The 13,960-nt window shown below is 40.5% G+C and carries 12 protein-coding genes; 4 read left to right on the top strand and 8 right to left on the bottom strand.

All coding sequences use genetic code 11. From position 1 onward, the window contains the following. Nucleotides 1-68: 68 nt before the first annotated feature. Entirely contained in the window at nucleotides 69-710 is a 642-nt protein-coding gene (trhA, locus tag NST12_RS07060) for a PAQR family membrane homeostasis protein TrhA (RefSeq protein WP_048623222.1), read from the top strand. Nucleotides 711-774: 64 nt separating this feature from the next. Here trhA and NST12_RS07055 read toward each other — a convergent pair whose 3' ends face one another. The 6 genes from NST12_RS07055 to NST12_RS07030 form a co-directional block, all read right to left on the bottom strand. Further along, entirely contained in the window at nucleotides 775-2,031 is a 1,257-nt protein-coding gene (locus tag NST12_RS07055; RefSeq protein WP_048623221.1) for an MFS transporter, read from the bottom strand. 323 nt (nucleotides 2,032-2,354) lie between these two features. Then, nucleotides 2,355-2,840 carry a DUF6884 domain-containing protein gene (locus tag NST12_RS07050; RefSeq protein ID WP_341029220.1) on the bottom strand — a complete coding sequence of 162 codons (486 nt, stop codon included), beginning with the start codon at nucleotides 2,838-2,840 and terminating at the stop codon, nucleotides 2,355-2,357. A 90-nt stretch (nucleotides 2,841-2,930) separates the two neighbouring features. Next, the gene (locus NST12_RS07045) at nucleotides 2,931-3,395 is read right to left on the bottom strand and encodes a YkvA family protein (RefSeq protein WP_341029218.1); all 465 of its coding nucleotides are present in this window, start codon (nucleotides 3,393-3,395) and stop codon (nucleotides 2,931-2,933) included. Nucleotides 3,396-3,611: 216 nt separating this feature from the next. Further along, a complete protein-coding gene (locus tag NST12_RS07040; RefSeq protein ID WP_412677281.1) occupies nucleotides 3,612-4,838 on the bottom strand; it encodes a YeeE/YedE family protein in 1,227 nt (408 codons plus the stop codon). 233 nt (nucleotides 4,839-5,071) lie between these two features. Further along, nucleotides 5,072-6,319 carry an MFS transporter gene (locus NST12_RS07035; protein WP_048623218.1) on the bottom strand — a complete coding sequence of 416 codons (1,248 nt, stop codon included), beginning with the start codon at nucleotides 6,317-6,319 and terminating at the stop codon, nucleotides 5,072-5,074. A 156-nt stretch (nucleotides 6,320-6,475) separates the two neighbouring features. Further along, complete coding sequence (locus NST12_RS07030) at nucleotides 6,476-6,688, bottom strand: hypothetical protein (protein WP_341029212.1); 213 nt, start codon at nucleotides 6,686-6,688, stop codon at nucleotides 6,476-6,478. Nucleotides 6,689-7,079: 391 nt separating this feature from the next. On the opposite strand from NST12_RS07030, the gene NST12_RS07025 reads away from it, so the two are divergent. Together NST12_RS07025 and NST12_RS07020 are read left to right on the top strand one after the other, a co-directional pair. Continuing rightward, on the top strand, nucleotides 7,080-7,952 hold the full coding sequence (locus NST12_RS07025) for a cation diffusion facilitator family transporter (protein ID WP_048623216.1): 873 nt from the start codon (nucleotides 7,080-7,082) through the stop codon (nucleotides 7,950-7,952). Nucleotides 7,953-8,378: 426 nt separating this feature from the next. Continuing rightward, on the top strand, nucleotides 8,379-8,819 hold the full coding sequence (locus NST12_RS07020) for an Hsp20/alpha crystallin family protein (protein ID WP_341029208.1): 441 nt from the start codon (nucleotides 8,379-8,381) through the stop codon (nucleotides 8,817-8,819). A gap of 110 nt (nucleotides 8,820-8,929) precedes the next feature. Here the strand turns inward: NST12_RS07020 and NST12_RS07015 are convergent, their stop codons facing one another. Then, nucleotides 8,930-10,078 carry an acyl-CoA dehydrogenase family protein gene (locus tag NST12_RS07015; protein ID WP_328201342.1) on the bottom strand — a complete coding sequence of 383 codons (1,149 nt, stop codon included), beginning with the start codon at nucleotides 10,076-10,078 and terminating at the stop codon, nucleotides 8,930-8,932. Between the two features lie 475 nt (nucleotides 10,079-10,553). After that, nucleotides 10,554-11,945, bottom strand: coding sequence for an ATP-binding protein (locus tag NST12_RS07010; RefSeq protein WP_341100710.1), 1,392 nt, complete (start codon nucleotides 11,943-11,945; stop codon nucleotides 10,554-10,556). A 377-nt stretch (nucleotides 11,946-12,322) separates the two neighbouring features. Between NST12_RS07010 and NST12_RS07005 the strand changes: the two genes are divergently transcribed. Then, a complete protein-coding gene (locus NST12_RS07005; protein WP_048623214.1) occupies nucleotides 12,323-13,807 on the top strand; it encodes an aldehyde dehydrogenase family protein in 1,485 nt (494 codons plus the stop codon). Nucleotides 13,808-13,960: the final 153 nt, after the last annotated feature.

The following is a 13,960-nucleotide window of genomic DNA, read 5'->3' as shown; positions in this document are numbered from 1 at the left end:
GGATAACAAAGTTTTTCAAATGTCTTTCAATAAGTTGAACGATCCTAATGGATGGAAAGGACTGACTAATGGCCAATACGCATTCTTATTCAAAAAATGAGGAAATTGCCAACTCGATTACTCACGGCATTGGAGCGCTGTTTAGCATTGCGGCATTAGTGATGTTGATTGTGTACTCTGCATCGTATGGCGGACCCCTTCATATCGTTTGTTTTACGTTGTTCGGCGCCACCATGCTTCTTTTATACTTATCCTCCACGATTGTGCATAGCCTTCCGCCTGGGAAAGCAAAAAAATTATTTGAAATTTTCGATCACTCGTCGATCTATTTTTTTATCGCTGGTACTTATACTCCCTTTGCTTTACTGGCGATAAAAGGCTGGCTTGGATGGACGCTTTTTGGCATCGTGTGGGGGATAGCTGTGGGCGGAACCATTTTTAAATGTTTTTTTGTGAATAAATTTCTTTACACCTCCACTCTTTTGTATGTAGCGATGGGCTGGCTTGTGGTTGTTGCATGGGGTCCTCTGACAGAAACGGTGGCTCCAAACGGAATTTTACTGTTAGTCATCGGCGGCATATTCTATACAGTGGGAACAGTTTTTTACGTGTGGAGGGGATTTCATTACCATCATGCGGTTTGGCATCTGTTTGTTTTAGGTGGATCATTTGCCCATTTCTTTGCTGTTTTGTTTTATTTGCTACCTTAGTTTGATGAAAAATCAATGCAAACATAAAGAACGAGAAAGAAAAATTCCTTCTCGTTCTTTTTCATTAAGAATTTGGCTTTATTGCTTTCATCGAAAAAAAAGCGGATACGAGGCATAAAAAGGCCAAAATAAAGAACATCACAAATTCCGAATTTTTCATGAGAATGGAGCTGACAGGAGGCCCCGCTGCTACACCGGCAAAACGCATAGCACTGTAAATAGAAGTAATCGTCCCTCGCTCTTCCTTTTCAATGCTGCTTGTGATCATGGCATCCATACAAGGCAAGCCGGCACCAATGCCGATCCCGCAGATCACAAAAATGGCTAATATATACCACAATCGATCTGAAAAAAGGATCATACATAATGATATAGCAGTGACAACAAGCCCGATCGTTGTAATCCATTTCATCGTCTTTTTATTCCCTTTAATATATTTCCCGGTTAAAAAAGAAGCAAAGCATAAAGCTGCGAGCGGGATCGCAAGCAAAAATCCTTTCATAATTCCAACAGTATGAAATTGATCTTCCAAGATGCTCGATAAATAAAATTGAAATCCAAACAAAACAAACATTAATATAGTCCCAATAGCAAAAACGGCATAAAGCCATCTGCCTTCCCTCTGAAAAATTTCCTTCACCTTTTGGATAAATTCACGAATCGATTCTTTATTCTCTTCTTCTCTTTTTGGGCTTTTAACGAAAAGAAGCAAAAGGAAAATAGAGACTAAACAAAATAACGGAAAAGAAAAAAAAGGCATAAACCAAATCCAACCCGCCAACAAAGCTCCCAAGATGGGACTGAGTACTTTTCCAAGCGTGTTCGACGTTTCAATGACACCAAGCGTCGCGCTTACTTCCTCTTCTTGTCGGAACAAATCTCCGACTAGGGGCAGTACAATAGGAAAAGCTCCAGATGCCCCCACTCCTTGCAGCATCCTGCCGATCAGGATCATATAGTATGGGTTCGACATCTTCCAAGAGGCCCATCCCGCCAAAAGCCCACCTATTCCCGAAATGATCAAACTCGGAATCATGACCATTTTACGTCCCAGTCTGTCCGAAAGATAACCAGCAATGGGAATAAGCAATATCGGAACAACTGAATAAACCGTAATAATCAAGCTCGATTGCAAATTCGAAATCCCCAATTGCTTTTCTATAACTGGAAGAACCGGTATAAGCATAGAATTCCCAAGTGTCATAATAAGAGGAACCGTTGAGATTGATAATACGGCCGCCGGTTTACGATGTTTTTTTTCTTGTTGAGAGGCGGATCTTTTTTTGCTGTAGCCTTCAGCTGGATATTCAATATGCTCCATGAATGAATCCTTTCCTTCCTTTTCAATCTTGCTTATTATTATGTACACTTATTTGAATTCCTACTTAGTCGAATAGCTGTTTCCAAACATTTCTTTTTGATAAACACGTTAAAATGGACTCATATTGAAAACATCATGCAACAAACATAGTGATGGATTGAACATCCATCAAGAGAAGTCGGTTCTTATATACCCGACATCACCCAGCTGAATCATCTGATAAAATAAAAAAAGGCTACCGATTTTTTGATTTATTCATCAGTGAGCACATTACCATTACATATTGTGGGTCACTTGTTAACATAACATTATTATAATAAATTTTAATCGAAATCAATTTTATGAATGGGGTTCCTGTTTTCTATTGCGTCTTTTAATCGTTTTTGCATGTCGCCGATCCCTCTGCTTCCTTGGAGCGGAAACTGAATATCGTGGCATTCCGGGAACATTTCCCGCAAAATGGGTTGAAATTTTTTTCCACCCAACATGACAACCACGTCAACCGCAGCGGCTCCTTTTACCTCCGCTTGTTCTCTCAGTTGGCTTATTTCGATCATTTCCGATTTTCGATGATGATCTGAAAAAGATAAATCATAATTACCAGGGACAATATCATCCGGAAGCAATAACCCATGCTTAGCCGACAAAATGCCCCAATGATCAAAAAACAGGCGAGCGTAGTTTTGACAAAGGCCATGAAATATTCCGATATAGGCCGCATCAGCCCGCACCGGTCCGGCCTCTGGATGTTGATCCCAAATTTTCCGTTTGCCACACGGAATGATGCAAAAGAATTTCTTTTGTCTCATTCGTTTTTTCCCCTCCCCCTTTTTTAAACATGAACATTTCTTTTTCAGTATGAACTCTTATTTTAAAGCTCTTTTCAATGGATTATAAAATTATTCTTTTGTATCAATCATTTGGGGACTGTTCTTTTTTTCTTTCCACTGTTTAAATCGCTCTAAGTCTTTTTCCACTAATTTTAATGTAAAACCAATGACGGCCGCGTCATCGATCAGTCCAAATCCTAGCAAGACATCAGGAATCGCATCCGTTGGGACAGCAAAATAGACGATGGCCGCAAAAATGGACAGCATCGAACGATAAGGAATTTGGCGGTATTCCCCTTTCGACCAAGCTTTAGCCAGTTCTAATAATAATTGCAAATTGTTCCAAACATCACGAAGGCGCCTTCTGTTTTTTCCTGCTTTTATTGTCGCCCGCCGAATAAGTTTCATCGCTTTTCTCTTATCTTTTAAATATTCTTTTGCTCTTCCAACGAAAACGTTCGAGTTTTTGCTTTCTTCGTCTCCACGATTGTGTCGAAAGCTATTCAATGGAATCATCCCCGTTCTTATTTTCATGCCGGCGATTCCTTCAGCACATTCATCGCCCTGCTTGTTTCCTATACATTCCCCATTTTACAAGGATTTATGATGATTTTGGCCTTTTTTTCTTACTATATCCTTTATCAAGCCATATTGCTCATTAAACCGATTTGCTTTCCCAAACCTAGATGATTTTAACTATTTTCTCCCAAACACAAAAGGACTGGAAATACAATCCAGTCCCTCTTTTCTCTATTGTTCATAAGCACAATATGGGCGCAATTTGACTCCAATCATACTTCCTATATAAGCGGAAGCAAACCACAACCAACCATGAACGCTGAAAGATGCGATTCCATCAAAATAAGATCCGATGTTGCAGCCAAAGGAAATCCGAGCTCCATAACCCATAATCACTCCGCCGCATAGGGCAGCAATGGTCATTCTTGTCGGGCGTTTCCAATGAATAGGTTTCTTAAATCGACCGGCAACTGCCGCAGCCAATAAAGCTCCAACCATCACACTAATATCCATCACTGTTGTAATATCCATATATAATGGATTGTGGAGAGAAGCTGCTCTCGCCGGATCAGTCCAATACGACCAATGTTCCGGATGGCCTCCGAACAGCTGCACAATTTTGGCTCCCCATAAGGCAAACGCCGAAGTGATTCCCCAAGGCTTTCCTTGAATAATCAGGACGAGCGTGTTCACAATAGCCAATAATAATCCGCCAATGACAAGAGACCAAGGTCCGGTAAACACCGATTTCCAACCATTTCCCTGTTTAAGTGTCGGCGCAACCCAATGGCCATTTCGGCGTTTCTCTAACATAATCGTGATAACAAACACAACGGCTATTATAATCAGTTGAAAGATGTATCCTCCCAGCGGCCCGAAGGTTTGGATAAAGGAAATGGGTTCAAAATGAGGCGTATTCATCCACCAATTGAAATGAGTTGTCGCGATTACAGATCCTATAATAAATCCGATTAACGTCACAATCCCGTTAACATCTCCGCCGCCTATATGATAAAGCGTTCCAGAAGCACAACCGTCTCCAAGCTGCATTCCAATGCCAAACAAAAAGGCTCCGATCAAAACAGACATTCCGACGGGTGATACATATCCTTCAACTGGATGACCGAATATGGATCCTTTTATTAGAAAAGGTAAAAATAAAAGACTTGCTGTTGCCAACATAATCATGTGGGCACGCAAACCTTCCCCTTTTCGGTAAAGAATGAACTTACGCCAAGCAGAAGTGAAGCCAAAGTGCGCTTGATAAAGAGTAAAACCACCCAAGCCACCAAGAAGATATAATAAAGCTTGACTGACGGAAACCCGCTCGTATAAAAAGACGGCACCTCCTAAAAGAACGGCCGCTGATATGATTTTCAGCATAATATCAAAATAGTGCGGTTTACCTGATATTGGTTTTTTCATTTGTTCTGTACGATTGTGAGCTGCTAATTCCAATATCATTCCCTCCTTTTCATATTCATTAATATAATACAAAATCGATCAAAATGGTAGGAATATCTCCGAAAAAAAATGGCCTATCCGCAAGATAGGCCATTTAATGACTTCTATTTGCATTGACATCCGCAAACTCATAAGTGCACCAAATTAAGGCTTCTAACGAACGATGATTTTCAATCGAACAAGTCCATATTGATATGAAGGAACACTCATGCCAATTCACAACGAAACTATTGACCTGTTATCTCGCGAACTTTTTCATCTCTCGGAAGCAGCCAAGAAACCAATCCAAAAAGAGGCAATAAACTACAAAAAATCATGACAAAGCGAATGCTGAACAAATCGGCAAGCGAACCAAATAAAACGGATCCAACTCCTCCCATTCCAAAAGCCAATCCGACGATTAGCCCCGAAGCCATACCTACTTTCTTCGGCATCAGCTCTTGAGCATATACGACTGTGACACTGAAACTCGTCATCAAAATAAAACCAATAAGTGCTATCATTGGAATTACCAGCCATAACGGAACATGCGGCAATAGGACAGCCAACGGAGCGGAGCCGAGCATGGAAACAGCGATGATATTTCTTCGTCCGAAACGGTCTGCAAGCGGGCCGCCAAAAAATGTTCCTAGCACTCCAGCAACTAAAAAAACAAATAAATAAATTTGCGCTTCTTGAATCGATAAGCCATAATCATCCAACAAATAAAATTGATAAAAATTGGAGATCCCGGCATAATACCAAGAACGAGCAAACACGAAGAAAACCAACACGACCATCGCCCATTTGATTTTGCCAGAAATCGATTGCTGAATTTTCGTATTTTGACTTGCCGGTTTTGCACCTTGTCTTCTTTTTTTCTCTATAATGACAGGCTGCCTGCTGTACCATCTCGAAACCATAAATAATAAAATAATGCCCATAACCGTAACGAATGTAAACCATAATCCTCCTCTTTGACCTAAAGGAACAAAAATCAAAGCTGTGAAAAGAGGAGCTAGCGATTGGCCGGCATTCCCCCCTACTTGGTAAATGGATTGTGCCAGTCCTCTTTTGCTCCCTGCCGCCATATACGCTACCCGCGAGCCTTCAGGATGAAAAACCGCTGAACCAAGGCCGATGAAAATGACCGATGCCAACAGCGCCCAAAATTCATTGGATATGGAAAATCCGATCAGACCTAATGTACTCATGAACATCCCAAAAGGAAGCAAAAAAGGGGTTGGTCTTCTATCCGCAAATACACCAAACACCGGCTGCATCACAGAGGACGTCATGTTTAACATAAAAGCAATCAACCCAATTTGGGCATAAGTAATATGTAATGAATGTTCTAAAATCGGGTACATAGCCGGGACGACCGACTGGATGGAATCGTTCACAAGATGACCGGTGCTTATGGCCAAAAGGATGCCGTATACGGTGGCCATTGCGCCTTTTGGCATGGGTTGTTTTTCTTTTGCAATACTTGTCATTTCCCTTCACTCTTTCAATTTAGTTTAGATTGTCAATATTATATATAATTATCGGAAAATTAGAAACAAAAAAGTTTTCTCCTTATAAAAATCCTCGGATTTTCGCAAGCCAAAACCCGAGGACTTCCAATTGATGAAAAAAAATTCATTTGATTTTTATATCCAACGGAAACGGGGCTGTTCCTCCCCTTTTGTCTCGTTGGTTGCTTCTTCTTCATGGGGTCGGATCCGCCAAAAATTGTCCCAAACTGATGGAGATCGTTCAGGAGACTGCTCTTTGGCCTTTTCCTCGATCCTTTCCTCAGTCTTTTTCTCGGTCTTTTCCTTGATTTTTTCTTTTTTCGGCTGTTTCTTTTTTTTCTCTGCCATTGCTCTGCCCTCCTCCCGCATTTTTGACATTATAGTTTATTCAAAAAAAAATGGCCGCGTATAGGCGAATGATTTGCTTTGATATGGTGTGTTAACAGAATACGCAATTTTTCTATCTAATGTGCTCTCATCTAAGAAGCGATCAGGCACTGCCGCTTAATAAATGACATATTCTTTTCTAAACGACTTTGTGCTGTTTTTTATTGAATGAAACAAAGCAGTTAGTAAAAAATAGAAAAGCCGATCGATACAACGTTTGTTTTTCCATAGAGAAACTTTTTTTACACCTTCCTATATTCATGAACGTTCCTAAAAAGGTTGCTATAGACTCAAACGCCATCCATTTGGTAACATGTTCTAGTAGCATAAGTTGGTAAGGAGATAGTCGCATATGGATGAAAAAAAATTTCAAGATCTGAAGGCAGGAGAAAGAGGCGCTGTCATCAGCATTTTTTCTTATCTCTTTTTATCGGTTTTCAAACTGTTGATCGGAATTACGAGCCACTCGGAAGCCCTTAAAGCGGATGGTTTGAATAACACCACTGATATCATCGCCTCTGTCGCGGTACTCATTGGATTGAGATTGGCGCGTAAACCTGCCGATGAAGATCATCCATATGGCCATTGGCGCGCAGAAACGGTCGCATCTCTTATGGCTTCATTCATTATGATGATGGTAGGTTTGCAAGTGCTTTTCAACGCTGTTTCCTCCATCTTTCATCATAAGGAACAAATTCCTGATTGGATATCTGCATGGGCCGCTCTTTTCGGCTCTTTTGTCATGTTTCTTGTTTATCTTTATAATCGTCGTCTCGCCAAACGCATTAACAGCCAATCGGTTATGGCTGCCGCTAAAGACAATTTGTCTGATGCCTTAGTCGGGGTCGGGACAGCAATTGGAATCATCGGCTCCCAATTTCACCTAGCCTGGCTCGATCCTTTGGCCGCTGTCATCATTGGATTATTAATTTGCCGCACTGCATGGGAAATTTTCCGAGATGCTTCTCATGACTTGACAGATGGTTTTGATGAAGGGCAATTACAGAAATTTAAAGAAACTGTTCTTACCGTTCCCGGCGTGATTAAAGTAAAAAGCGTCAAAGCACGAAAATACGGAAACAATGTCATAGTGGATATCGTGATCCTCGTTGACCCTACTCTTGATGTCCGTTCCAGCCATGGAATTTCCGACAAAGTGGAAAATATTTTAACGGAAAAATATGACGTATTTGGGGCTCACGTCCATATTGAACCAAAGGATTGAACGAACGCAATCTCAAGGATAGCCCCAAACGCTCCTTGAAGATTCTTTCCCCAAAATGTAGTCCACACAAAAAATTCAACGTTTTCTAACAGAAATCAAAATTGATTTCAGTCCATTCCGTATATCCATTTCCTTCCCCCTGTCAGTTTGCCTTTGATGTTCTGTTCTTTTTATTTTTCACTTCAAACCATTTTGCTGAAAAATTCTTCTGAATCAATGGAGAATCCTTTTCTTGACGTAATATCGCTCTTTCTGTCTGTTTTATAAATCAACTTTTCCAAAGCCCCTTTCATTCAAAAGGAAACAATTGATAAAAAAGGGATAATCCATCGTCCTCACGGAACCATTTTTCAACGCACCATGAATGTTTTTTTCAGAAGTGGGAATCTTATTTAAAGGATCGATCATTTTATAAAGGAGGTTATCATGGTGATTCAATGGCCAAGCAATGATGCTTTCCAACCTTTAGGCCAGTTTCGAAAAGACATGGAACGTTTCTTTAATACAAATTTCCCTTCATTTTTCCAAAATAATTTCAACTTTCCAAGAATGGATGTGCGTGAAACGGATAATGAAGTTATTGTTACTTGTGAAATTCCAGGATTAGAGAAAAAAGAAGACTTGTTTATTCATTTAGATGGCACAGAACTTCAAATTTCTGGAAAAATAGAAAAAACCGAAAAAAGGGAATCAGAGCAGATTCATCATGAAGAACGATATTATGGAAGCTTCCAAAGAAAAATAACTTTGCCTGCAAAAGTGGATGAAAACAGCGTTCGAGCCACTTATAAGAACGGTATTCTTGAAATAAGAGCCAACAAATTGCAGAATTCCAATCGTAAAACGATTGACATTGAATTTCAATAGCACCGCCGCTCCCATACTTCCCGGTTTTCTAAAAACGAGCGAAAAACCTCCGAGCGAAAGACTCGGAGGCATTTACAAATATCTATCCACAAAATGGAATTCCATTTTGTTCAATTTTGAATCCCATCAAGAGCTTTTTGGGCCAGCATGGCAATGACAGCGTCATCCATTGGAGGATTATGCAATCCGGCTCGAACATCTCTGTAATAGCGCTGCAAAGGATTTTCGAAAAATAAACTTTTGGAGCCGGCAATCCGCATGGCCGCATCCACAACGCGTATACTTGCATTCACAGCCACATGTTTTACGGCTCCTAGAGCTGCCTGAAGTTCCACTTTGGATTCCGAACGATCCCATTTTTCTGCGATTGCATACATAAACGTACGAGCTTGCAAGAGTTCTAGTTCCATTTGCCCAATCAGCTGGCGGATATTCGGTAAATCACTGATCGTGCCTTCTATGCTGTTGGGAGAATATTCAGTCGAAAATCGGAGGGCATAATTACGGGCAGCACCGGCAATTCCAAGGTAGCAGGCCGGGATATGGAGCAGCCATCCCGCTGATTGATTGTTCACAGGATCGACGGTCTCCACAAAATATTTTTCATCTATACGAACATCTTTTAATAATAAGTCATGGCTTCCGGTTCCTCTCATCGAAATGGTATTCCAAGTTTCTTCAACGGAAACCCCTTTCGTTTCTTTCGGTATGAGAAAAATACCGACCTTTTTTCGTTGAGGAATATAAGCCTTTACCAATATGAAATCGAGAACGGGGGATAAAGTCGTATGCGTTTTTCGGCCATTGATCACCCACTGTCCGTTTTCGAATACAGCCGTAGTTTGCGGCAAGCCACCTCGAGTTGGACTTCCCGTTTGCGGCTCAGTAGCTGCAGTGTTGATTAAAGCCCCTTTTTTTACTTTCTTCACTACTTCGTTCCAAACATCTTGATTCCATGGCCGCCTTGCGGATAAATCCATCATCGTGCCCATGTGCCAGCCGATTGCCAAAGCAGTAGAGCCGTCTCCTTCGGCAATTTTTTCTTGATAAAGAAGAAATTCATATAAAGAAATTCCTTTTCCGCCAAATTCTTTGTCTAAAGTCCACGTCGTATAGCCTGCCTCTTTTAAATCTTCCATATTCTCATATGGAAAATCTCCCGTTTCGTCTATTTTACCCGCTCTTTCAGAAAAACGAACAGCCAATTTCCCAATTCGTTCCAAACGTTCTTGTTCTTCCTTTGTTCTCGCAAAATTCATTTCTGACCAGCTCTCTTTCTTTTCCTGCTTCTGCTTTCTTTATACTATTCTAGTTTTTATTTTAATGCGACTTTTTAGTCGTTCCGTCCTCTGGAACAGGGGGTTCTCGAGTCTCTCGATCCTTATATTAAACTTGTATTTTCTCCCTCAATTATTCGCCAAAAAATAAAAAAGAAAGCGATAAGGAGTTTGAAAGCCCTATCATCTTTTCGTTTTTTACGATCAACAACGAAATATAAGAAGGAGAGATTCTATAAAAAAAGAAAGGATTTTCATTCGATGTGTGCGACTTTTTCTAAACCGAATTTCGACGATCGCGAACCGTTCAGCAAAGCATATAAAAGATCTTTTTCCTTGGAGTGAAACACAACAACAATTAACATTCGGAAAACCATTTCGTTTCTCTCCGTTTAGAAGATTAAGAAGGAGGAAGTTTTTAAACGCGATCGGCGCTTTTATATTGTTCCATCCGGCTTTATCTTCTGCCTATCGTTTTTTTGCTGATTTTTCTAGGCAATCGAATCGTAAAAGTAGTGCCTTTATTTACTTCACTATCAATTTCCAAAGACCCTTTATGATTTTTTATGATTCTCTGACAAATCATTAATCCAAGACCCGTTCCTTTTTCTTTTGTGCTAAAAAACGGTTCCCCCAATCTTGAAATCAGCTCTCTTGGAATTCCAATTCCTTCGTCGATCACACGTATCACCACATGATCTTCGGAATGATCCACTTCGGCTTCAATCGTGACGGTCCCGCCTTCCGGCATCGCTTCAATCGCATTTTTAATAAGATTAATTAACACTTGTTTAATTTGATCCGCTTCCGCTTCAATCACAGGACAATCCTTCAAGCGAATATCAGAAATAATATCAATATTATACATAATAGCTTGAGTCCTTAGGAGCGTGACAACACGATCAATTAACTCGACTAAATTGATTTCTTCAAGATGGGAAATCTGCGGTTTGGCAAGCACAAGCAAATCGCTGACAATTTTATCAATACGGTCGAGTTCTGTCAAAATCACATCCGTATAATCCCGATGACCCATATTGCTTAATAATTGGGTAAACCCTTTGATCGCCGTTAACGGATTTCGTATTTCATGGGCGATACCCGCGGCCAACTGTCCGACAATGGTCAGCTTTTCAGCTTTCTGAAGCATTTTTTCCGTTTCTTTTTTGTTGGTGATATCTTTTAAAATGATTTGATATGTATGCCGATTTTTATAAAACAGAGGTATTAATTTGAATTCTACGCATTTAACAATTTGATCCACTCTTCTAATGCAAACTTCCAGCGAATCTTGCTGGTGAGGATGTTGAAGATATGTTTTAACAAGCGGGATATATTCCTCAAGGAGATAGTCGAAAAGGGAACGGCCAATAATTTCCTCCTTTCTTGCTGAACCGAGTAGTTGTTTACCGGCTTGGTTAATATCGACAAAAAAGCCTTCCTCCGTGACGATTCCTATTGTATCGACCGTATTTTCCAACAAAAGGCGGTACTTTTCTTTTTCTTCTTGAATTTGTTCTTCAAACACTTTTCGTTCAGACACATCATGGGAGATACAAAAATATTCCATTTCATTTGTCATAGCAATGCAGCTCGTTTCAAGCCAAACATAATCGCCGCACTTTCTTCGTGCACGGTACTCAATCTTATCCCAGCCATGATCGGAAAGTTGCAACTTATACCGATCTTCCGGATGGATGTAGGAATAGATAAACGTCCCCAGCAATTCGTAAGCTTCATAGCCAAGGATGAGAGCTGAGGCTGGTGATACGTACGTCAATCTGCCGTTGGAAGAAATACACATGATCAGATGTCTGGAATCTTTGATCAACGATTGGAATTTATTCACAATAAATGAAATGTTTTTTTGTTCACCATAAAATTAAACCCCTTAGCAATGAAGAAAAATGTCATTATTTTCTATTATACACAAAATTCAGGTTATTTGAGGCAATTTTACTTTTGAAGATCCTTTTATTGTCTCTGTTTCGCTCCTTTTGTTTGACATTTTCATTCCTCCAAAATTGCTGCTCTAAAGAAGAATTTCAATATAAAATTCTATTCAATGCCCTATATCATGGCAAGATATTTATAGATTGCGAAGAAAAAACAAGATTGTTGTCGAAAAATAAATTAAATATTTTTAATATTTATAATTGAAAGTCATTTATTTTCATGTTAGATTGATAGTGGTAACTCCCAAACTAAAATGTAAGGAGGAATTCGATGAGCTCAGTTGCAACTCCATTAAAGGAAAAAGTTGAACAATTTTTGTCTGGTGTCAAAAAATTGTACATTAACGGAGAATTTGTAAAAAGCGCCTCTGAAAAAACCTTTGATACTCCCAACCCTGCGACGGGTGAAGTGTTGGCTACAGTTTATGAAGCGCAAGAAGAAGATATTGACCGTGCTGTAAAAGCAGCAAGAGAAGCATTTGACAATGGTCCGTGGTCTAAACTAACCCCCGCGGAAAGAAGCCGATTAATGTACAAACTCGCAGATTTAATGGAAGAAAATAAAGAAGAACTGGCTCAACTAGAAACCCTCGATAATGGTAAGCCGATCAGGGAAACTTTGAATGCCGATGTTCCGTTGGCCATTGAACATTTGCGCTATTATGCCGGTTGGACAACGAAGATCGTTGGCCAAACCATCCCTGTGAACGGTCCGTTCTTTAACTACACCCGCCATGAACCGGTTGGAGTAGTCGGCCAAATTATCCCTTGGAACTTCCCGCTTTTAATGGCGTTGTGGAAATTAGGGGCCGCACTTGCTACCGGCTGCACCGTCGTATTAAAACCAGCAGAACAAACGCCTTTATCCGCTTTGTATTTAGCTGAGCTGATCGATGAAGCCGGTTTTCCTAAAGGAGTAGTGAACGTCGTACCAGGATTTGGTGAAACAGCCGGGCAACCGCTTGTAGACCATCCTCTTGTCGATAAAATTGCCTTTACAGGTTCAACAGAAGTCGGAAAATTAATTATGAAGCGAGCATCCAATTCGATCAAACGGATCACGCTTGAATTGGGTGGTAAATCACCGAACATCATCCTTCCGGACGCAGATTTTTCAAAAGCCATCCCGGGAGCTTTAAACGGGGTTATGTTCAATCAAGGTCAAGTATGCTGTGCCGGCTCACGCGTCTTTGTACCGAAAAAGCAATATGATAATATCGTTTCCGATATGGCGGATTATGCGAAAAACATTAAGCAAGGTTTCGGACTTCATTCCGATACAGAAATGGGTCCGCTTGTATCCGATGAGCAGCAAAATCGCGTTCTTGGATATATTGAAAAAGGATTGGAAGAAGGCGCTGAATTAGTCACCGGAGGAAAGAAACCGTTTGAGGAAGGTTATTTCGTCACTCCTACCATTTTCGCCAATGTGGAAGACGATATGACGATTGCAAAAGAAGAGATTTTCGGTCCGGTCATTTCTGCCCTGCCGTATGAAGATTTAGATGACTTAATCAATCGCGCGAACGATTCCATCTATGGATTGGCTGCTGGAGTTTGGACACAAGATGTGAAAAAAGCACATTACATCGCCAATAATCTCCGTGCTGGAACCGTTTGGGTCAACTGTTACAACATATTTGACGCTGCAAGTCCTTTCGGTGGATACAAACAGTCCGGTATCGGCCGGGAAATGGGCTCCTACGCTTTGCAAAACTATACGGAAGTAAAAAGCGTGTGGATCTCTCTGAACTAATAGCGGTAAAATAGTAAGGGCTTACAAGAGCTGGATCCTCTATTGATTTTCCTCTAAATTCAGCGAATCGCTTGAATTTAGAGAAGCTGGGAGGAATCTGGTTCTTTTGCCTTTTGCCTTGCCTTATTTTTCTTTGCTGTGATAAATTCGATT

It is taken from the genome of Bacillus sp. FSL W8-1127, assembly GCF_038006725.1.
Classification (GTDB): Bacteria; Bacillota; Bacilli; order Bacillales; family DSM-4216; genus Bacillus_O; species Bacillus_O smithii.
This window is presented reverse-complemented; position numbering and strand designations above follow the sequence as displayed.